The 20,852-nt window shown below is 54.5% G+C and carries 21 protein-coding genes; 12 read left to right on the top strand and 9 right to left on the bottom strand.

Annotated elements, in window-relative coordinates:
• Positions 1-5: 5 nt before the first annotated feature.
• The 5 genes from ACXZ66_RS00830 to ACXZ66_RS00850 all read right to left on the bottom strand — a co-directional run bounded on the left by ACXZ66_RS00830 (position 6) and on the right by ACXZ66_RS00850 (position 4,210).
• Entirely contained in the window at positions 6-926 is a 921-nt protein-coding gene (locus ACXZ66_RS00830) for an acetaldehyde dehydrogenase (acetylating) (RefSeq protein ID WP_458749804.1), read from the bottom strand.
• Positions 927-976: 50 nt separating this feature from the next.
• Entirely contained in the window at positions 977-1,777 is an 801-nt protein-coding gene (locus ACXZ66_RS00835) for a 2-keto-4-pentenoate hydratase (protein WP_458749805.1), read from the bottom strand.
• Positions 1,778-1,809: 32 nt separating this feature from the next.
• Positions 1,810-2,745: a 3-carboxyethylcatechol 2,3-dioxygenase gene (locus tag ACXZ66_RS00840; RefSeq protein ID WP_458749807.1), complete on the bottom strand. Its 936-nt coding sequence runs from the start codon at positions 2,743-2,745 to the stop codon at positions 1,810-1,812.
• Between the two features lie 166 nt (positions 2,746-2,911).
• Entirely contained in the window at positions 2,912-3,379 is a 468-nt protein-coding gene (locus ACXZ66_RS00845; protein WP_458749808.1) for an SRPBCC domain-containing protein, read from the bottom strand.
• 57 nt (positions 3,380-3,436) lie between these two features.
• Entirely contained in the window at positions 3,437-4,210 is a 774-nt protein-coding gene (locus ACXZ66_RS00850) for an HAD hydrolase family protein (protein WP_458749810.1), read from the bottom strand.
• A gap of 353 nt (positions 4,211-4,563) precedes the next feature.
• Here ACXZ66_RS00850 and ACXZ66_RS00855 point away from each other — a divergent pair, with 353 nt between their 5' ends.
• The 6 genes from ACXZ66_RS00855 to ACXZ66_RS00880 all read left to right on the top strand — a co-directional run bounded on the left by ACXZ66_RS00855 (position 4,564) and on the right by ACXZ66_RS00880 (position 11,616).
• A complete protein-coding gene (locus tag ACXZ66_RS00855; protein WP_458749811.1) occupies positions 4,564-5,334 on the top strand; it encodes an IclR family transcriptional regulator in 771 nt (256 codons plus the stop codon).
• Between the two features lie 213 nt (positions 5,335-5,547).
• Positions 5,548-7,656 carry a hydantoinase/oxoprolinase family protein gene (locus ACXZ66_RS00860; RefSeq protein WP_458749813.1) on the top strand — a complete coding sequence of 703 codons (2,109 nt, stop codon included), beginning with the start codon at positions 5,548-5,550 and terminating at the stop codon, positions 7,654-7,656.
• A 48-nt stretch (positions 7,657-7,704) separates the two neighbouring features.
• Positions 7,705-9,456, top strand: a complete 1,752-nt coding sequence (locus ACXZ66_RS00865; RefSeq protein WP_458749815.1) for a hydantoinase B/oxoprolinase family protein — start codon at positions 7,705-7,707, stop codon at positions 9,454-9,456.
• 27 nt (positions 9,457-9,483) lie between these two features.
• Positions 9,484-10,353 carry a DODA-type extradiol aromatic ring-opening family dioxygenase gene (locus ACXZ66_RS00870; RefSeq protein WP_458749817.1) on the top strand — a complete coding sequence of 290 codons (870 nt, stop codon included), beginning with the start codon at positions 9,484-9,486 and terminating at the stop codon, positions 10,351-10,353.
• A gap of 16 nt (positions 10,354-10,369) precedes the next feature.
• A complete protein-coding gene (locus tag ACXZ66_RS00875; RefSeq protein ID WP_458749819.1) occupies positions 10,370-10,672 on the top strand; it encodes a hypothetical protein in 303 nt (100 codons plus the stop codon).
• A gap of 5 nt (positions 10,673-10,677) precedes the next feature.
• Positions 10,678-11,616: an acetamidase/formamidase family protein gene (locus ACXZ66_RS00880; RefSeq protein ID WP_458749821.1), complete on the top strand. Its 939-nt coding sequence runs from the start codon at positions 10,678-10,680 to the stop codon at positions 11,614-11,616.
• Positions 11,617-11,724: 108 nt separating this feature from the next.
• Here ACXZ66_RS00880 and ACXZ66_RS00885 read toward each other — a convergent pair whose 3' ends face one another.
• Positions 11,725-13,386, bottom strand: coding sequence for a hypothetical protein (locus ACXZ66_RS00885; protein ID WP_458749823.1), 1,662 nt, complete (start codon positions 13,384-13,386; stop codon positions 11,725-11,727).
• Here ACXZ66_RS00885 and larC point away from each other — a divergent pair.
• The 3 genes from larC (at position 13,385) to panD (ending at position 16,060) form a co-directional block, all read left to right on the top strand.
• Positions 13,385-14,629, top strand: a complete 1,245-nt coding sequence (gene larC, locus ACXZ66_RS00890; RefSeq protein ID WP_458749825.1) for a nickel pincer cofactor biosynthesis protein LarC — start codon at positions 13,385-13,387, stop codon at positions 14,627-14,629. The two genes, ACXZ66_RS00885 and larC, sit on opposite strands and share 2 nt — an antisense overlap.
• 83 nt (positions 14,630-14,712) lie before the next feature.
• Positions 14,713-15,534 (top strand): DUF1206 domain-containing protein, encoded by an 822-nt coding sequence (locus tag ACXZ66_RS00895; RefSeq protein ID WP_458749827.1) that lies wholly within the window; start codon positions 14,713-14,715, stop codon positions 15,532-15,534.
• A gap of 103 nt (positions 15,535-15,637) precedes the next feature.
• Positions 15,638-16,060, top strand: coding sequence for an aspartate 1-decarboxylase (gene panD, locus ACXZ66_RS00900; protein ID WP_458751416.1), 423 nt, complete (start codon positions 15,638-15,640; stop codon positions 16,058-16,060).
• Here the strand turns inward: panD and larB are convergent, their stop codons facing one another.
• From larB to ACXZ66_RS00915, 3 genes are read right to left on the bottom strand one after another with little or no spacing between them, the layout of a single operon-like run.
• Positions 16,061-16,726: a nickel pincer cofactor biosynthesis protein LarB gene (larB, locus tag ACXZ66_RS00905; protein WP_458749829.1), complete on the bottom strand. Its 666-nt coding sequence runs from the start codon at positions 16,724-16,726 to the stop codon at positions 16,061-16,063.
• Positions 16,698-17,582 carry an ATP-dependent sacrificial sulfur transferase LarE gene (larE, locus tag ACXZ66_RS00910; RefSeq protein WP_458749831.1) on the bottom strand — a complete coding sequence of 295 codons (885 nt, stop codon included), beginning with the start codon at positions 17,580-17,582 and terminating at the stop codon, positions 16,698-16,700. The genes larB and larE overlap by 29 nt, the downstream gene beginning before the upstream one ends.
• Positions 17,583-17,607: 25 nt before the next feature.
• A complete protein-coding gene (locus tag ACXZ66_RS00915; RefSeq protein ID WP_458749833.1) occupies positions 17,608-18,402 on the bottom strand; it encodes an IclR family transcriptional regulator in 795 nt (264 codons plus the stop codon).
• Positions 18,403-18,586: 184 nt separating this feature from the next.
• Between ACXZ66_RS00915 and ACXZ66_RS00920 the strand changes: the two genes are divergently transcribed.
• From ACXZ66_RS00920 to ACXZ66_RS00930, 3 genes are read left to right on the top strand one after another with little or no spacing between them, the layout of a single operon-like run.
• Complete coding sequence (locus ACXZ66_RS00920; RefSeq protein WP_458749835.1) at positions 18,587-19,630, top strand: VOC family protein; 1,044 nt, start codon at positions 18,587-18,589, stop codon at positions 19,628-19,630.
• Positions 19,631-19,666: 36 nt separating this feature from the next.
• Positions 19,667-20,458 (top strand): 2-keto-4-pentenoate hydratase, encoded by a 792-nt coding sequence (locus ACXZ66_RS00925; RefSeq protein ID WP_458749837.1) that lies wholly within the window; start codon positions 19,667-19,669, stop codon positions 20,456-20,458.
• A 49-nt stretch (positions 20,459-20,507) separates the two neighbouring features.
• Positions 20,508-20,690 carry a tautomerase family protein gene (locus ACXZ66_RS00930; RefSeq protein ID WP_458749838.1) on the top strand — a complete coding sequence of 61 codons (183 nt, stop codon included), beginning with the start codon at positions 20,508-20,510 and terminating at the stop codon, positions 20,688-20,690.
• Positions 20,691-20,852: the final 162 nt, after the last annotated feature.

The raw sequence follows: 20,852 nt of genomic DNA on the forward strand, positions 1-20,852 counted from the left end.
TCCTTTTAAGCGTTAACTGCGAGGAGCTCGGCGTAGCGGTCGGCGGTTGCTACAGCGGCGGAGGTGATGATGTCGAGGTTGCCGGCGTAATCAGGCAGGTAGTCGGCGGCGCCACGGACCTGGATCAAGACAGTCACGCGTGCCCAGCCGTTCCAGTCGTCGCGTGCCTCGTCGAATTGTGGCTCAGCGGTGAGATGGTAACCAGGAACATAAGCCTGTACCTCTTCGACGCGCTTGGCAATGGCATCCTTGATGGCATCCTGGAGTTCGCCTGGCTGGCCTGCTTCTGCGGGCAGGGAGCAGTAGACGGTGTTGCGCATCAACATTGGTGGCTCAACAGGGTTGAGCACCAGGACGACCTTGCTGTCTTTTGCACCGCCAAGTTGCTTGAGGGCGTTCTGGGTGGTTTCGATGAACTCGTCGATATTTGCGCGGGTACCAGGGCCTGCAGACTTCGATGCGATCGAGGAAACTACCTCGGCGTAATCAACATCGACGACGCTGGAAACGGCATTGACAATCGGCGTGGTGGCCTGGCCACCACAGGTGATCATGTTGACGTTATCAACGGTGGCCAGCGAGTCAAGATTGACTGATGGGCAGAGGTAAGGGCCGACTGCGGCGGGGGTCAGGTCGATGGCCCGGATACCTGCTTCGCGGTACTTCGGAGCGTTTGCCGTGTGGGCGCCTGCGGAAGTTGCCTCAAAGACGAGGTCTGGCTTTGGATCCTGCTTGACCAGCCAGTCGACGCCTTCCGCGGAGACGGTCAGACCGAGGTCTTTAGCGCGCTTGAGGCCATCGGAGGAGGGATCGACGCCGACCATGTAGATGGGTTCGATGTGCTTCGAGTTGTTGAGCAGCTTAATCAGCAGATCGGTACCGATGTTGCCTGGGCCGACAATCGCTGCCTTGAGCTTTGTTGCCATGAGAGTTGTCCTGTTCTTGAAAAGTTCTGGGTGATATGAGTGAAAAGTATTTAGATAAAGTCCAGCGTGAGAGTGCCGTACTCGCCGAAGTCGACGGAGACGTTCTGGCCTGCCACTACGGGTGCCGCCGCACAGAAGCTACCGGTGAGAATGATGTCGCCAGCCTTCAACGGGACTCCCTGTTCGCCGAGGACCCCGGCAAGCCACTGCAATGGGGCAAGCGGATGACCCATCACATCGGCACCGGTGCCTTCGCCGGAAGGTTCGCCTGCAATACTCATGCGAGCTGTGACCTGGGGGAGATCATCGGAGGCGATAGCCAGGTTCTCCTCACCGATGACGATGGCGCCGCACGAGGCATTGTCGGCAACGGTGTCGACGAGTTTGATGTCCCAGTTGGCAACACGGGAGTCGATGATCTCTACTGCGAGGCGAACCTCACCGACAGCAGCGACGGTCTGCTCGAACGTGGCATCCGCAGCGAGATCGTCCTTGAGAATGAACGCAAGCTCTGGTTCGACCTTCGGGGCGATAAACTGATCGACCTTGACTGAGTCGCCGGACTTGAACACGAGATCTTCGGTAAAGAAGCCGAAGTCGGGGCTGTCCACGCCGAGTTGCTGCTGCATGGCAAGTGAAGTCAGTCCGATCTTGCGGCCTACGACCTTTCGGCCCTGTGCCACGAATGCTTCTTCCTGGATTTGCTGGATGCGGTAGGCGCCAGCAAGGTCGAGATCGGAGATGACAGTGCGCGGTGGTGCGATTGGATTTCCAGACTCGTAGGCATCGAGGAAGTCCTGTGCAACCTGCTCAAGGGTTTGCGTTGAAGTAGCGGAAGCGTTTTCTGACATGGGTTTTCCTTAATTCAATTACTGCAATTCAATTACTGCGCGGACATCATGCCGAAACCTGCAACGAACTCAGGAATCGGGCGGTAGAACTCGTAGTTCACGGTGAACTCGCCGTTTGCAGCGGACAACGCGGAGAATGCTGCCATCCAGGTACGGACCTCGTGCGAGGAGTGGCCTGCATCGCGGTCCATGTCGTCGGCGTTGTAGGAATCAAATACCTTAGGGTCTTGGGCTGCAGCCGCGCAGTCAGCCATGAACTGCTTGTCCCACTCAGGGTTGATATCAATGATGCCGGTGTCCGCGGTGCACTTCTGACCAGCAGCAATGACACGAGCTTCACGTGCATCACGGTCTGCCTGATCTGGGTGACCGTGCAACATGAAATCCTTCTGCGGATCGGTCGCGGTGGCCCACTGTGGCAGTGGTGGGTCGTGGGACAGACCGCCGGAGGCAATCATCAAGATGCGTTCGTCGCGGCCCTTGGCCCATTCACCAATTGCTTCGCCGAGCAAGCGAACGCGCTCGGTCTGAACGAATGGTCGTGCAACACCGTTGACGAAGACAGGAATAACAGGCTTTGCGTCCAAGCTGCCAAGCAGGATCTCCAGCGGCTGCGCGCCACCGTGGTCGAGCACCATTTCGCGGGAGATAGCAACGTCGACACCACGGTCGATAATGAACTGGGCGAGTTCGCCGGACAGTTCTTCGGGAACATTTAGTGGGCCGGCGGTGGACTTGTAATCGCCCATCGACTCTGCGGAGTAACCCACACAGAATGGTGGCATCAGGTCGTAAAAGAATCCGTTGAAGTGGTCAGGTGTAAAAACAATGACCAATTCGGGATCGAATTCGGCGACCTTCTTCTTCGCGGTCTCGAATGCCTCGTTGAGAGCATCGTTGATCTCTGGTTGTGGATCGTTGATACCCAGAAGTGGGCTGTGTGACATGGCCAGTAGTGAAACGCTCATCGCGATGGCTCCTCAATCATTTAGATTTGTTTATTACACGGTGTCACAGAAAATTATTTGTGTGATCGTGTGCACAAATTTGATTGTAGGAAAAGCGCTTCAACTTGCCGAGCCTCGTTCCAGCCACCGGAACGAGGCCCGAAACCAACCACGCGGGAAATCGTCGTTAAGCTTCCTTGCGAAACGTGCTTTCGGACAACGCCGCAAGCTGCGTCAATACCTGTCGCCATCCCTGGGTGTTCTCCTCGATGGCCTTAATTCGTGCGTCCTCGTCGAGGCGGTCAAAGCCGGATTCGCTGACTGAAATCTCGGTGGCTCCAGAGACATCACGCAGGGAAAACTGCACCAGCGAGGCGTTTTCGCCGGGGGTCGAGTCGTGCAATTCGCCCCAGAGAAAATCAAAATGAGTCGGCTCGTCGTGGCGCATGATGCGGATGGGGAAGAGACCGTGGCCCACCCATTCAAAGGTCCCTTCCGACCCGACCGACATGCCGTTGGGGAAGTTCGCGGGATGCTCCCACCACTTGCCAATCGCGCTCGGCGAGGTCAGCGTCTCCCAGACAACCTGCTGGGGAGCGTGCGCCAGACCGGTTAATGTGAGCTTTCCGTTGTTGTAGTTTTGAGAAGTTTCCATGCGCGGGCTCCTTCAACTTTGGGTGCAAGTGCTCCCACTGTAGACCCGCCGAGCCCGTTAGCGCATCAACAAGTGCAATCCCTCTGCTGCGGATTCGACGACATGATCAGTCTCAGATTTCACCCGATCCGGTGACCAGGGAAAAGCGAAGGATTGATTGGCGATTTCGTGCATAGACATGTCGTTCCATGAATCACCGAAAGTAAATACCTCCACGTGCTCGCGCGAGACGCCGAGGTGATTTCCCAGCCATTCCAAGCCGGCTCCCTTTGTTGAGCCTTGTGGGATGACGTCCACAAATGTCTGATTGAGCACACACTCAACCGGGAAAGTCGAGGCAATCCAGTCACGAATCTCAGTTTGCAGCCCAGGATTATCGGGCACCCAAATTGGCACACCAATGAACTCTTGACCAGAAATATCTGCAATCGACATGTCATCGAAGCCCCGCAAAATGTTCGTTTCCAAGCCACCCTTAATTGTGGTGCTGAAACGCGAATCGCGTTCATCGAGGCGCGTGCCGTAGACAGCAATTCCCTCAACGCCAGATAGCTTTTCGACGATTTCCTGTACCACCGCAGCATCTATAGAAGAGGTACGCAGTGCCTTTCCCTGCGCATCCGTCACCACCGCGCCGGTAAATAACACGGAGTAGTCGAAGGTGAGGTCAATGCCAGCAAGTGCATCCCGAGCTGCAGATTTTGACTTTCCGGTAGCTGCAACGGCGAGGTGGCCGGCTTCTTGCCACGCGTGGATCGCCTCGAGGTCCGGGACTGAAATTCCGTCCTTGAATAAGATCGTTCCGTCGAAGTCAAAAGCTGCGAGCTTCATGCCTTCAGACTAGTTGTCGTGGTTGGCAGGCGCGACCTGCTGCGATAACACTTCTCGCTACCGTTTTTCTGGGGTAATTACAGATTTGCCCCATAAAATATCCTTCGAATTCAAGATTCTGTTGCTTTGAATCTGTGTGAAATCTGTCTGCGTCGCAGATCAGCGCATTAAAATCGATGGACCGGCTACTCGCTGAGCCCTGCCAATTTTGATTAGGTTATTTCATTTACACAGCTATGTTTTTGCAATAGATTGAATGGAATTCTATTTTCTAACTTCAGCTGGCAAATAGGTCTTGAAAAATTGATTCGAGACAAAGTAACGCAGGACGCCTCGGAGGATTGGCCAAAAGTATGATTGCTAGTGTTCAACGAGCCGATCAGATTCTAGATCTGTTTTCTTCTGAGATTCCATCGTGGACCGTCACAGAGGTCGCTCAAGAGTTAGGACTGTCAAAGTCTATCGTTTGGGAATACTTAAAAACTCTAGAGCACCTAGGCATTCTTCGTCGTGACGGTTACGGACGGTACAGACTCGGCTGGCGAACTTTTGAGCTGGGCAGAAACGCGCGAGTTACTTCTGAAATTGCAACGTCAGCTCGGCAAGAGATTTCTAGACTTGCAAGTAGGTTTGGCGAATCATTTTTCCTTACGACTCGGCATCATACGTCTGCGGTCGTTTTAGAATCTGCCGTACCGGCAGGCGGACTACGTCCCAAATTTGCCCAAATCGGGGATAGGATGCCGGCCCACGCGACTGCTTGTGGCAAAGTCTTGCTCTCACAACTTACGGAAAGTGATATTTCAAACCTTTACCCGAACTCTGACCTGGAACGGGTTACAGACCATACATTGGAAAATCGAGAATCACTGATCAAAGAACTCGAAATAGTTGACAGCAATGGTTTTGCGGTGGATCGCGAAGAGTTTGCGAAGGGAATACAGGGAATTGCAGCCCCTATAACTAATCATTTGGGGCGGGTTTCATGGTCATTGAGTGTAACTTTCTACAGCTATAAGTCAGGCTCGTTGTCTGAGGCCTACCGTGAAGCTTTGATCTCTTCTGCGAACTATTTGTCTGATGTTGCTTGGGAAAACTCGAAATCGTTGGATTTCGGTGATTGATGCCGAGAACCAATGAACAATTAAAGAATCGAAGCTGGACCAGAAAGCAATAGATTTACCTGCGGGTTCGGGATATCCGAACCAAATCTTGCCCACAATGTTTTGTGAGATTATCGTCCCATTCACATCAAATGAGATGTAGGGCACAGTAATTTGACTTGTCCTCCAGGATTCTCCGACTGGATGAATCACACTTGCAAAAGAGGATGGGATATGTCGACGGTAACTGAAGCGGATTTGTCAACGAGGTCCAAGGTTGGCAGGAGAGTTGGAATCGACATTGGAGGAACATTTACAGATATGTTCCTCGTCGAGCCAAATGGCGAGAGTCGAATTTTCAAATCTCCCACTACTCCGCATGACCCTTCGGAAGGATTGATCAATGTCCTGCGTAAGGCTGCGGTGGAAGTAGGCGAGGAATTTACGGAATTTCTCGCAACGGTTGAAACCATTGTTCATGGAACCACAATTGCTACAAATGCAGTCCTAACAAGGCAAGGTGCTCGCACTGGCTTCGTGACCACCGAGGGGTTCAGGGATTTACTGAACATGCGCCGTGGAATTCGAAGTCGCCAGAATGACTCGAAGTATTCTCCGCCACAACCATTAGTTCCACGCCACCAGATTGCTACGGTAAACCAGCGTCACGACGTGAATGGTATGGAGATTACGCCATTAGACGAGCAAAAGGTGCGCGAAATAGCGAAGGATTTCAAGGATAAGGGGATCGAGGCGATTGCGGTATCGTACTTGTGGTCCTTTAAGGATCCTTCGCACGAACTGCGCACTGCTGAAATCTTGGCAGATGAGCTTCCGGGAGTATTCGTTACTACTTCAAGCGAGGTACTGCCACAAATTAGAGCGTATGAGCGGCACAGTACAACGGTGCTCAACGCATTTACAGGACCTAAGCTGCAAAACTATCTTGCCAATATCGAGAATCAGTTAAATCAGTTTGGCTTTTCGGGAACGTTGCTGATCGTCCAGTCAAACGGGGGAGTTATGTCACCCGAAGTAGCGAGTCGATCGGCCGCCAGCGCGCTTATGTCCGGCCCTGCGGCAGGACCAGAAGCAGCATTGCGATTTGCACGCAGGCATGGTTCTGAAGATGTCATCACAATAGACATGGGAGGAACGAGCTTTGAAGTCTCTTTGGTTCACAATGGTCAACCACTTCTGACAGAGGATAGCGAAATTGGTGGTTATCGCGTCGCGCTGCCGATGCTTGATATTCACACTGTTGGCGCTGGTGGCGGGTCATTAGTATGGATCGATAATGGAGGTCTACTTCGTGTCGGACCCCAAAGTGCTGCTGCAGATCCAGGCCCAGTCTGCTATGGGCGTGGCGGCACTATACCGACTACGACTGATGCCGATCTGCTGATGGGATACTTAAATCCTGACTTCTTTGGGGACGGCGCTTTTCCTCTCGATATCGATGCGGCCCGCCTTGCTGTGGAAGAGAAAATCGCGAAACCGTTAGGGTTAAGCCTAAATGAAGCAGTGAGTGGAATCTATCGAGTCGTTAATACAACGATGGCGGAAGCTGTAAATGAAGTTTCTGTAAAGCGTGGGTTTGATCCCCGAGAATTCACGCTTGTCGTCGCAGGTGGTGCTGGACCAATCCACGCAGTGCCAATTGCTCAAGAGCTTGGTATCGAGAAAATTATCGTGCCACGTGAGTCCTCGGTGCTGTGTGCAGTTGGAACGCTTGTAAGCGATCTTAAACACATGTTTGCCCGAACTCTGGCAGAAGAAACTTCAAAGCTCGATCACGTTCGGGCTTCAATGATCCTAGGAGAAATGCGCACAGAGGCCGAAGAGATTCTTAGGAGCGAAAGTGTGCCTGAAGATCAAATTGAACTTCGCTTTAGCGCGGACATTAGATATGTGGGCCAGTTCGATGAAGTGGAGGTTCCACTGGAGCTTTCCGGAGAATTGAATGCCAAAAGTCTTCGCGTGGCCGTAGCCGAATTCGAACGTATTCACGAGCAACTTAATGGTTACTCCATGCCTGGTGAACCCACCGAATTGATCACCCTGAGACTGACGGCGTTGGGGCATACTCCAAAACCAACAATTTTCGAGGCAGCCTATGGCGGCGAAAGTCCAGATCAAGCCTTGAAAGGCACGCGGCTCGCACTCTTTAACGGATTTGAGAACAAAGTTGATGTCTTCGACGGCCTTCGCCTGAAGCGTGGCAATCGGATTTTGGGCCCAGCGATCGTTGAACAACCCACTACAACCGTTGTGTTAATCGATGGGTATGAACTAACGGTTGACCCGCAAGGCAATTACATTATTGAGCCAGTTAAGCGCTGACATTCGCTTTCACCCACCGTTTCATCACTACTGACGGAGAAAATTCAGATGACAAATTCAGTTGACACTGTTGACCCAATTTTGGTCGCAGTAATCGGAAATGCCCTGGACGGGATTACTAGGGAAATCGGCGAAACGATGTTGAGGACGTCACGGTCCCCAATCTTTGTTGAAGCAAGAGACTTTGCGACTTCGATTTTCGACCCACGTGGAAAGCTCCTGGCACAAACTCATTACATACCGGTCATTGGAGGAGCGACCCCGTTTGCGCAGAAAGCAATCATCGACTTTTTCGGCGATGAGATTGAAGACGGTGATGTCTTTATCCACAACGATGCATATAGTGGTGGAACCCACCTGCCCGATATTACTATTACCAGGCCGGTCTTCTGGGATGGAGAAATCGCCTTTTGGGCGATGACAAAGGGACATAATGCAGATGTTGGCGGTGCGGGTGTCGTCGGCTTTAACCCCCAAGCCCGAGATATTAATGACGAAGGTGTTCGCATTCCACCGTCGAAGATTATCGAGCGTGGACAATTACGCCGCGATCTTTGGGAAACAATTCTAAGCAACGTGCGGATGCGCGCGCTCGTCGAAAGTGTCTTGAACTGTCAAATCGGTGCCACAGCGATTGGGGAACGACGTCTTCATGCATTGATTGAAAAGTATGGATTGCGAGATATTTATGCTGCGACCGATCGACTAATGCAAGCAAGCGAACGCCAAGTCCGCCAGCAAATTCAGGAACTTCCCAATGGTGAATATCAGTCGGAAGCATGGCTGGATAACGACGGGATTGACCGAGATGAAAGCCATTGCATCAAGCTAAATTTGATTGTTAATGATGAAAACGTCATCTTTGATTTTGGCGAAAGCGATGCGCAGGTCAAAGGGTTTATAAACAGCCCTCTAGCAAATACAGTAGCGTCGGCTCACCTGGCCTTCTTCGGAGCGATTGATCCTGACATTCGATATAACGAAGGCGCGACCAAGCCTATTACCGTGATTGCGCCCGAGGGATCCATAGTAAATCCGCTAGAACCGGCACCTGTAGCGGCATGTACGGTTCCAACATGCGAGACTATTGCAGAGTCTGTCTGGACAGCTCTGTCCAAAGTGCAGCCCAATATTGCTAATGCTGGCTGGGCACGTTGGTGTACCCCTGCCACGGCGGGCGTGAATCCGCGCACTTCTAGGCCGTTCGGCGACCTCCACTTTCTAGGAAAGGGAGGAAGTGGGGCGACCCAGGGATTTGATGGATGGGATCACCTATCACCAGCAAACACGCTTGGGGGGTTGAGAACGCCCGATCCTGAATTGCATGAGATGGACACGCCATACTTGCTTGAAGAGCTTGAGTATCTGGAAGACAGCGCGGGCCCAGGCAAATGGAGAGGCGGCCTCGGAGTCCGGTATAGGTGGCGAGTTCTTGCGGACAATATTGCCTGCGCCACATATGGAAGTGGCTTCATCGAAGAGACCAGGCCGAAAGGACTTCTTGGCGGAAAGGCTGGAATTCGTCAAGAAATTACCCTGACGCGGGCAGACGGCAGCATTGAAATACTCGAGACAAACCAGTTCTACACGCTCAATGCCGGCGATACATTCGAGGTCTTGGCAAGCGGTGGTGGTGGTTTCGGAGCTCCCGATCAACGCGCACCGGATTTGGTGGCGCAAGACGTCATCAATGGCGTTGTTTCCGCCACGGTAGCGAGGGAAGTTTACAAAGTTGCGGTTGATCCTGCTTCTGGCGAGATAGACGACGAAGCGACCCGCCAACTTCGATCCACAAAATAGTTCGAAATCCACGTAAGGAACAGAAAAATGGGAAAGATTACCTTAGCAGTCGCGGCGAGCCATGCTCCTGGACTGATTGGAATGCTCGACGATGCACCCGCAGAATCTCGTCAAATGGTGCTTGATTCGTACGGAAAACTGGCCGAAGAACTTCGTGAAAAGAAGCCGGATGTTCTTATCATGATCGCCAATGACCATTTGGCGAACAATCGAATCAGTGATTATCCAGACTTTCTAGTCGGGTTGGCGGATACACATAAGGGGCCGTCGGAATTTTTTAAAGGCTGGTTGGCGTGTGACGAATACGAGGTACCGGGGCGACCTGATCTGGCTTCGATCCTATTTAATGGCTTGAATCAGCGGGGCGTGCGTGCATCGGGTCGACGGGAAAACCTGCATTTCGACGACAATATTTCAGTTCCACTCGTTCGGACTGAAATTGAAGAAAGCGGAATACCAATAATTCCTGTGCTTCAGAATGTGACGGTACCGCCGGTGCCGGATCAATTTGCTTGCTACGAAGTGGGCAAAGTGATTGCAAAGATTGTCGAAGAAGACTTTCCAGATGACATATCTGTGGGACTATTCGCGACTGGTGGATTGAGCCATGAACCGGGAGGATTGCGAGATTTTTGGATTGACGAGGAATTTGATCGCTGGTTCCTGCAACTTCTAGCTGACGGCGACCATAGGAAAGTGCTTGAGGAAGTAACGCTTGAAAAGCTGAACGAAGCTGGAGAAAGCGGCACAGGCGAACTTCTTAGTTGGATTGTTGCGATGGGGGCAATCGGAGAAGTCGAGTGCAATGTGCTCGGGTATACGGCCTGGGACCAATGGCGATGTGGCATTGGGGCAGTCAGCTGGAATGTCAACCGACAACTGACCTTGAAAAAGTAGGGAATTCAAAATGTTCTTGGAAAATATCAATCGTGCATTAGTAACTAATGATCTCGTTCAAGATCTTAAATGGGATGCTAAGTTGCGGGAACAGTTTGCAGATGAGCAGGACAAAGTACTTGATAAATACGAACTTTCTCCTGAGGAGCGAAAAGCTATCAAGGAGAAGGATTTTCATACGCTTTATCAACTCGGTTTACACCCGTACTTAGGAGCACAGTTCGCCAGAATTCTTTTTAGTAACAATGAATCCGGAGCAGTGCCCGCTGTGCACCACCTTCTTGCATCCATTCGAAAAGAACCATTAAAGGAGGAATAGAGATAATGGCCACGCATGTACTTCCAGCGACACCCGAAAACGTCAGCGTTGGTTACATTGATCCGCTCGCGGCCTCGGTTCTAGAGATCGAATCTGGCGACGAAATTATTCTTTCCACCCTTGGGAACTGGGGAGGAAAGGTAACGAGTGATTTGCAGTATGAAGATTTTGGGGCTGTAAAAGACAGTTTCCCGAAGGCCTTAGGCCCTCATTCATTGACGGGTCCCGTGAATGTTAGGGGAGCCGAGCCGGGTGATTCTATTGTTGTAGAGTTTCTCGAGATATATCCAGAGCCACATGGCTACAACATGGTTGTCCCCAGTCCGAGAGGGCGGGGCATTCTGAAGGAACGGTTTTCAGATGGAAGGCTGACGCACTTTGATCTTGACCGTTCAACGATGACCACGAGTTTAGGAGACACGACAGTTCGATTACGCCCATTCATGGGATGTGTTGGAGTTGCGCCACCAGGGAGCAACGTAATTAGCACGGTTGAACCGGGGCCGTTCGGTGGAAACATTGACCTAAATGAGCTAGTCGTCGGAACGCAATTGGAGCTTCCAGTTTTTCACCAAGGTGCGGGTTTCTTCTGCGGAGACGGGCACGCTGCACAAGGTGATGGCGAGATCAATCAGATGGCTATTGAAGTCGGAATGGAAAGGGTAAAAATCAGAATTACTTTGAAAAAGAATACCGGCCTTCGCATGCCACGAGCGGAGACGGACCGTGCGCTAATCACCTTGGGATTCGGAACTACGCTTGAAGAGGCAGGAGGAGTGGCGGTGGATAGCATGGTCGATGAGCTGGTAGATCGATATGGCAAGAACCCCGATGATGCCTATACTCTTTGCTCAATTTCCGGGGATTTGCGGGTTACCCAAGTGGTCAATGGCGTAGTAGGAATGCATATGAAGTTTCGAAAGCCCGAGTCTTCGCAGCACTAAATGAAGATGAATAGTTGGTCACAGCTGATCCATCTTTGAGATGCAAATGATAGCCACCTCGCAGCTTTAGCAAAGCAGGACAAAAGCTGCGAGCTTCATGCCTTCAGACTAGCCAACTCCGAGTACCCCCACGTGGCTGGCGCCAAGGCACAGCTGCGACTCAGTACCAGAGACTGGGACAACGTGCAGTGTCGATCCGCCACCAGCGACACGGACATAGACCTGGTTCAAACCGTGTTGCAACGGAACGCGTACCTGCTGCCCGTCGAGAGAAACATCGGCAGTCATGTCGGCCTCTGCCATGTAGTTGAGTAAGACTGTCCACTCGACGTCGAAGAGGGGGCCGTCCAACGCGAAGGATTCCGTGCCACAGGTGGTTTCTTCGGAGGAACTGCGCTGGGTGAACAACACAGCATCGTGAATATGGCCCTGATCGTCAACAAGCGTGGGTGCCCGCGTGGAGGAAGCCACGGCCTCGGGCAGCTGGTGCGATAAAAGATTGTGCGGGTACGTCACGGGAAGCAGCACATCAAGGGGAACTTGCTGGTCAAGCAGGGGTTCGCTGCGTGCCTCGAGATCGGCCTGCAAGTTGTGGAAGTACGTCCGGGAGGGTTGCTCGGACCATACCTGGGCGTAGGTCACGCTGCTGACCAGCGAGGATGCAACGAAAAGTGCCACAGGGATCCGCGGAATCTGTAGGTGGCGGCTGAGATAGGCGAAGGTCAGGCTGACAACAACGGCGAGTTCGGAGAAATGGCGCAGCGACTGCACGATTTCAAGGGCAGTGTCTGAGCCTGAGCGAGCGACCATGATGGCCACGATCGGCAGCAGGGGATAGACGAGCGCGGGCAACCACGCAACGAGGTAGCGCCTGCTCCACCACGCAACCAGCGCAATGACAACCAATCCGGCGACTACCGCGTACCACTGCGGTGCGGCCCAGGGAGGGGAAGGCTGCCAGCGCTCCCAGTGCCAGGGACCACCGGCGGCCGTAGGTACGAGTGCGTCAAGATATGTGTGACGGGCCAGTGCCCAGAAGGACAAAGGTTCGCCAGCGGCAGGGCGTTCGACAACCCAGAAATACAGAGCGGACCAGGCCACGGCGGGGATCGCCAGCGCGACCGTCAAGCGACCGATGCCAGGGAGGGAGGCAGGCAATCGTCGTGAAGCGAGTGCGAAGCACAGCAACATCCCCACAACAAGGGGCACCGCGAAAAGCGTGCGCTCGTTGAACAAGAGACCGATGACCAGCCACAACGCGGCCATCGCGGGCCGCGAGCGCCAGGCATAACTCAACATCATTGCGATTGCGGCGTGCATCGGCAACGCGTTGACGGCGGCGGCGAGCCAGGTCGTCGACGGCAAGGTCAGGGGAGTGACCACGTAGATCAGCACGGGCAGCAGCGCGCGTTTGCCCGCGATCACCTGGTTCGCCCACGCCACTGAGCCCACGGCCCACAGCTGCAAAATCGTCAGCACAGCGACTGCCACCGGCCAATTCAGGGGAGCAAAATTGCCCAGAAACCACTCGATGATCCACGCCGCGGGCATGAAATGGCCGTCGTGGGTCTGTAGAAGCAGCTCCCCGAGAGGGGCGCGCGCCTTCGATTGGAGAATCAGATCGTCCCAATAAAACCAACCCTGAGCTGCAACGATGGTCCGGAAAATGGCACCGACGACCACCACGGCACCGAGCAGTACCGCAGGGCTTTTAAGTGCACGTAAGAATTCGATGGCACCGAGTGTAGTTCCTACTAGGCTTGGGTTCATGATTTGGATTGATGCCACAGCCGGAGTTGCCGGCGATATGCTCCTCGGTGCGCTGGTTGACGCCGGAATCGAAATGTCCGCGCTGCAAGCAGCCATCGATGCGGTTGTGGCGGATTCCGTTCGCCTCACCGCCAGGGAAGTCACACGCGGCGGGCAGCGTGCCATGAAGGTCGACGTTGAGATGCTTAACGACGATCCCCCGCACCGCTCATGGACCACCATCAGGGAGATGCTCAATGTATCTTCGCTTCACGACGACACCCGCGCCTCCGCCCTGGCAGTTTTCGAACTCATCGCAATTGTTGAGGGTAAGGCCCACGGCGTCGATCCTGAAACGATTCACTTCCATGAGGTCGGTGCCCTAGATTCCATCGCCGACATCGTGGGCGTGTGTGAGGGGATCCGCCTGCTCGGGGCTGGTGAGGTGAGCGCTTCTCCGATCGCACTTGGATTCGGGCGCATCACCGCAGCTCACGGAGATATCCCAGTTCCAGTCCCTGCGGTGGCGGAGCTGGTGAAGGGGTGGCCGACGATGTCTGGGGAGATTATGCAGGGTGGCGGGCACGGGCATCATCACCATGGTCACTCTCATGACCACTCGCACCATCACGAACCTCAGGCTCCCGGTGAGCTCGCCACTCCGACCGGCGTGGCACTGATCCGCCATTTTGCGAAACACGCTGGCCCATTGCCCACCGGCATTGTGCGAAACATTGGGCTCGGCGCGGGCACGAAAGAGACTCCCGGCCGCCCCAACGTCGTGCGCCTCTTTGTTGTGGAGGCCTCTGCGCAGGCAGAAACGAATCCTTATACGGGCCAGCTTGTCCAATTGGAAGCCAATATCGACGACTTCGACCCACGCAACTGGCCGGAGGTGATCGCCGCCCTTATTGCTGCCGGCGCCAAGGACGCCTGGCTCAGTGACATCCAGATGAAGAAGGGCAGGCCCGCCCACACTGTGCACGTGCTCGCTGCGCCCGCTGATGTCGAGGCGATGAAACAGGTTTTGTTCAGTTCGACTTCTACTTTTGGGGTGCGCTCCTGGAGCGTTGACCGCGAAGGTCTGGATCGTCACCACGAGACTGTGGACATTGACGGTCACCAGATCCGCATCAAAGTAGGCACACGCGCCGGTGCTGAACTGACGCGCCAACCGGAGTTCGAAGATGTGCGTGCAGCAGCTCAGGCGCTGGGCACGAGCACCAAAGATGTCCTTGCGCGAGTATTGCGCAAGGATAATTAAGCTCACGTTTTTTCTATGAAGGGGTAGCATGACCGGTGGCCCGCTGAGCCGTCCGAGCATGAACAGAATAGAAGTAGGCCCCGATGAGTTATGTCGCCGCATTTGGCACAAAGGTGCAGAACAATATGTTCTACCGCCTTTTTGTGCGCGTAGGCCTCATCGTCTTCGGCCTGGTCTACGGCTTGCTCGGCGTTCTAGTTCTCCAGGTCGCATGGAATTTCAACGACAGTTACCATGACGCATCCTTCGTGAGCGTTCTCGCAGGTATCGACGAGTTGCCACTCGGAAACCTGCTCCTCATCATCGCAGCTGTCGGCCTGTTTGTGATTGCCTTATGGCAACTAATCGAATGTTTATTGGGATACACGCACCTGGGGCGGATCCGAATGTTCAATCGTCGTATAGCGTCTGCTGGCAGGGCGATCATCTACTCCAGCGTGGGTTTTCTGGCGTTGTTTACCGGGCTGCATATCCGCGGTCCATTCGGTGAAACAACTATGGCCGGGATCGTGGCGCACCTGTTGGAATCGACAACTGGGCGCTGGATTGTTTTCGGGGTGGGGTGCGTTGCGGTCTCGATTGGCATCGGCCAGATCGGCCGAGGGTTGGGGCGGATTTTCGTTGACGAGATGGTAGGAAAGGTGCCGCGCTGGGTGGTTGTGCTGGGGATGATCGGCTACGGAATGTTGGGGCTCTCGCTGGTACTCATCGGCGCCCTGGTGGCGTGGTCGGCGATTAGCGCTGTGCCGAGCTACGCGGGAACGATGGACACGGCGATTCACTTCCTAGTTGGCCTTCCGCTCGGCTCGATTATGGGCACCATTGTTGCCGCAGGGTTTATCTGCTTCGCGGTGTTTTGCATGGCGTGGTCGACGCGGCCGCTGCACGCCACGGCACGGTATTAGTAGACGAGACTACCGCTATCTGTGCTGTTCGCGCTAGAATTCTTCCAACTCTTGTTCAGCCAGATCGGGAAGGACCCCACACGTTATGGGAACTGGCTCCTCTATTACTCGCACTATGTTTAAGTCTAAGATCCACCGCGCGACTGTTACACACGCTGACCTGCACTACGTCGGCTCTGTGACGGTCGACCTAGACCTGCTTGATGCAGCGGATATCCTGCCTGGCGAGCTCGTTGCCATTGTGGATGTGACCAATGGCGCCCGCCTGGAAACCTACACCATTGCAGGTGAGCGTGGATCTGGGGTGCTCGGCATCAATGGCGCTGCGGCGCATCTCATTGATATTGGGGATACCGTCATTTTGATCACCTACGCCCAGATGACCACGGAACAGGCCAAGGCTTTCGAGCCAAGCATTGTGCACGTGGACGCGGACAACCGCATCGTCCAGATTGGCAACGATCCCGCGGAGGCTATCAGCGACGACACGCTGACTCCTCCTCACGCAGTACCCACGCGCAGCTAATTAGCGTGCGGCGATTTGCGCTGCCAGGTGGCCGGCGCCGTAACCATTATCAATGTTGACTACCCCGACACCCGGGGCACACGAATTCAACATGGTCAGCAGAGGCGCGATGCCACCCGCGCCCGCACCGTAGCCAACCGAGGTAGGCACGGCGACTACAGGTGCAGCGACCAACCCGCCGACCACGCTTGGCAAAGCGCCGTCCATACCGGCCACCACAATAATGACTCCAGCCTCGTGCAGGGTGTCCTCGTGCTCGAGCAGACGGTGAATGCCTGCCACGCCAACGTCGGCAAGCAAATCCACCTCGCGCCCAAGGTAGCGTGCCGTGTGCATGGCCTCTCGTGCAACCGGCAAATCAGAAGTGCCAGCGCAGACCACTAAAACAGAGACACCGGTGGGTTCCGGTGCCTCTGCGGGATAAGCAATCAGGCGAGCGAGTGGATCATAGAACGCGTCGGGCAGAACCTGGAGGACTGCAGCTGCCTGCTCACTGTTAATCCTGGTAAACAGCGTGGTGTGGGTATCGTCGATCGCGCCCGCGATGCCCTCGATCTGCTCGAGTGTCTTGCCCTCGCAGTAGATAGCCTCGGGGTAGCCACGGCGCTGCACTCGATCGACGTCGAGCCGAGCGAAGTCACCGACCTTGCGTGTCTGCTCCGACATAATTGAGCTTCCCCTTCTTATTTAATGCAGCCAAAGTCATTGCGCCCGATTGGATCCCCTTCAGGTCCACCACAGCAAATGTAAATCCCGCGGCAAGGGCAGATTCTCTAATCTTATCGGCGATTTCCGGCTCCATCGCGCGAGCCATCTCATCCCGAGGAAGTTCAATGCGCGCGATCGAATCATGGTGGCGCACACGCGAATCCGAGAAACCTAGCTCATACAGCGTGAGCTCGAGCGCCTCGATCTGCGCCAGTTTTTCAGGATGGACTTGCAATCCATGCGGCACCCGCGAAGCCAAACATGGAGACGCTGGCTTTTGGGCCACCTTCAGCCCGAACGCCGCCGCGATCTGGCGGACCTCGGCCTTGGTAAGGCCTGCGGCTGCCAACGGCCGCAACACATTATGCTCAGTAGCAGCACGCGCGCCGGGCCGATCCACGCGCACGGCATCGTCGGCATTCTCACCGTAGGCAACAGCGACAAGATCATGCTTATCGACGACCGACTGGTCGATAACCTCGAACATCTCGTCCTTGCAGAAGTAACACCGATCGACATCGTTGGCAATATATCCCGCGATCTCATCCTCGTGCGTTTCCACTTCGATGACCTTCGCCCCGATTTGGGCCGCGGTGTCCCGCGCCATCGCGCGTTCGCGCGCCGCAAAGGAATGGGAAATCGCAGTAATGCCAAGCGTTCGCTCGGCTCCTAGTGCATATTGCGCGATGGCGAGCAACGTCGCAGAATCAACGCCACCCGAGTAGGCAATGCCCACGCGACCGTGCTGCGGAAAGTGGGGAACCACTTTGTTTATCAGTGCCTGCGCCACTGGATCAGGCTGGGTTAAAGACATACTTATTACCATAGGCCTGTATTCACTAATAGGAAATAGGGTCTAAAGCTGTGATGTAAGCCTTCGATGCTGCAGCGCAAATGCGTCGAAGGTCACTGACATAAGTTTCTTGATTATCAGGAGTGAGTATCTCAGTGGGAACAGATACCGACATTGCAGCGACAGGGAGATTGTTCCTTCCGAAAATGGGTGCGGCCACACAGCTAAGTTGAGCGGTGTTTTCCTCATGATCGTAAGAGATCCCAGTGGCCCGGATCTGTGCCAGCTCCTGTCGGAGCACCTCTGGATCAGTGATCGTATTCGGAGTGACGGGGTGAAGTCCTCGTCGAATAGTTTCCTCTACAAGAGCCTCGTCATAGGCGAGCAACGCCTTACCCACGCCCGTACAGTAAGCCGGCACCCCACCACCGATCCAGGAGGGGGCGGTGACTCGGTTAACCGAGAACAGTTTGTTGACGTAGTTGACATCGGGGCCTTCCAAGCAGGCTAGATGCACAGTGTGACGGGTGCGTTCAAACAAAGCCGCGAGGAAGGGGGTCAGAATCTCAGCGATGGCTCGTGACTGTTGCGTCGCTCGCCCGAAGGCCTTTGAGGCTAATTGTTGGAAGACCGGTCCGAGACGGTAACGATGGTCGATCCGGATAACTGCACCATTGTTCACCAGTTCCCCGAGAATGCGGTGTGTAGTGGATTTGGTGAGGCCCGTTTGCTGGGCAATCTCCGAGACTCCAATGTCTACCGATTCGGTAGAGCCGAATACTCGGAGGACGAGAAATACCTTGTCCACTGCTCCTGGAGGCGGAGTTGGGGTGTTGTTCATTGCCATTCCTCTCTATCGGTGTCTCCGGAGAATTCTGCTAGGAAATCCATGCTGGAGGGGTTGGCGTCCTGCCTCACGGGAAAAGACTTCATTAGTGTTGCGCATCACCTTAACCTCATCTCATGTCCTAGCCCTCATTCGGTGGGCTGAGTAAAAGTAAAGTACTTGAGATGAAGGAAGTGCAATGGGAATCAACTTCGATGAAGTGAAAGAGCCCGTTTTCGATGTTGCGGGTCTCGCGGCAATCGAGCTCAATAGCCCCGACCCGGAGGCAACGGTGTGGTTTTTCAAAGAATTGCTCGGGATGATCGAGACAGGGCGCAGCGAGGACTCCGTGTACCTACGCGGATGGGATGATCCCTACCGGCACTCGCTCAAGGTCACTCGCCACGAACACCCCGGGCTTGGCAGCGCTACATGGCGGACAACCTCCTCGAAAGCTATGGAGCGACGCATCGAGGCTCTTCGCGGACTCGGGTACGACGGAAACTGGGTGCCTGCGGACTGCGGAATGGGGCCAGCGTGGCAGTACACCACAGCTGACGGAGCTATTCAACAGCTAGTGTGGGAAGTCGAGTACTACCAAGCCCCCGAGGACGAGCGCAGCATCGTACTCAACCGTCCGCAGCGTCGACCGCTGCGTGGTGTCCCAGTCAAAGGCCTCGACCACATCAATATTCTCTCCCGAGATGTCGCGGCAAATAGGAAGCAGTTCGAAGAAGGTCTGGGTTTTCGGCTCAGCGAACAAATCATTGACCATGACGGCACCGAATCCGGAGCTTGGTTGCGCGCTCAGACACGCAGCCACGACATTGCGTTAGTCAAAGACGCGGCCGGAGACGGTGGACGTCTCCACCATGCGGCTTTCCTCTTCGGCAATCTCCAGCATCTCGATGACGCATGTGATGTGCTCACCGACCACGGTATTGAATTCGAAGCTGGACCGGCCCGCCACGCTGTGAGCCAAGCTCAATTCATCTACGTCCTCGAGCCCGGTGGCAACCGCATTGAACTAGTCGGGGTCCCTGGATACCAAGTTTTCGATCCAACGTTTGAAACCGTGGTTTGGCAACAAGACACCCTGGATAACGCGATCATCTGGTTCGGGTCTCCGTTGCCCGAGGAATTCGATACCTACGGAACGCCGATTGCAGCGCCCACGAAGTATCGAACTCCCAATCGATACGTTTTGGCCGAGGCGGAAGCCATAATGGAATCAACTCGCTGATCACAAAGATCCGAAAATATATGAAAAAGGACGGAAATGAATAGCATCAGGCAAGACATTATTGAAAACCACGCGGGGACACTGGCTCGGGCGGTTGATACCGCTACCGATATTCATGGGCTTGGTGAATTAAGTATCGACGAGGCCTATGCCGTGCAGTGGCTGGTAGTTCAGCACCGGTTATCCAAGGGTGAGAAGCTGTCTGGGCTCAAACTTGGGTTCACCTCTCGGTCGAAGATGGAGCAGATGGGAGTGGATTCGATCATCGTCGGTCAGCTCACTGATGGAATGCAGCTGGATCCGGCTGACCCGATTGCTTTGGATGGATACATCCACCCCAAACTCGAGCCGGAGCTAGTTTTACATCTGGCCCGCCGAGTCGATTATGGCCCAGAGACGACCGTGGCTGAACTAGCGGAGGATATCCGATCATCCGTAGATAAAGTCGCAGTGGGGATGGAACTGATTGACTCTCGTTATATCGATTTCAAGTTCACCCTCACCGATGTCATTGCCGACAATACTTCGGCAGCCGGCTTCCTGATCGGGGAGTGGCTTGACTATCCCATGGAGCTCGCGGGGCGCTCGGCTGAGTTTCTTGTCAAAGGTGAGCTGATCCACGAAGCGTCTACCGACGCGATCCTTGGCAACCCTGAGAATGCGTTCCCCGAGCTGGCCAAGATGGTCCTCAGCCAAGGATTTCTCTTGGAGGCGGACAGCGTCATCCTCGCTGGGGCGATGACGCCTGCGGTTTTGGTGGAGCCAGGCCAGACATTCACTGCTCGGGTGGCCGGTTTCCCCGAGCTGAGCGCGCGTATTGCTGACTGACCAGACAGCTTAAAAACATAGAAAATTAGAAACATTAAGGAGATCTGCGATGCCAATTATTCAAGTAACCCTCGTTGAAGGTCGAGAAGATGAGGTAGTGGAGAACTTTATCCGGGCGGTGGCTAGGACGGCTTCCGAGACGCTGGATACACCGTTATCCACCATTCGCGTGATGGTTAATCAAGTGCCGCCCAACCGGTTTGCTGTCGGCGACAAACTAAAAAGTGACTAGCTACGTCGGTGAACTGGGATAAAGCCGGGAGTGGACGGAGCGTTCTTGGTCAAATAAGTCTTGACTGTGAAGAAGGAAGATAAATACCCCCAGGGGTATAAGAGTTTCGGGGGAGCGTCCAGGCTGCTACCTTAATTCGGGATACCCTACGGGGTATAGGAA

Source organism: Corynebacterium sp. S7, assembly GCF_054401105.1.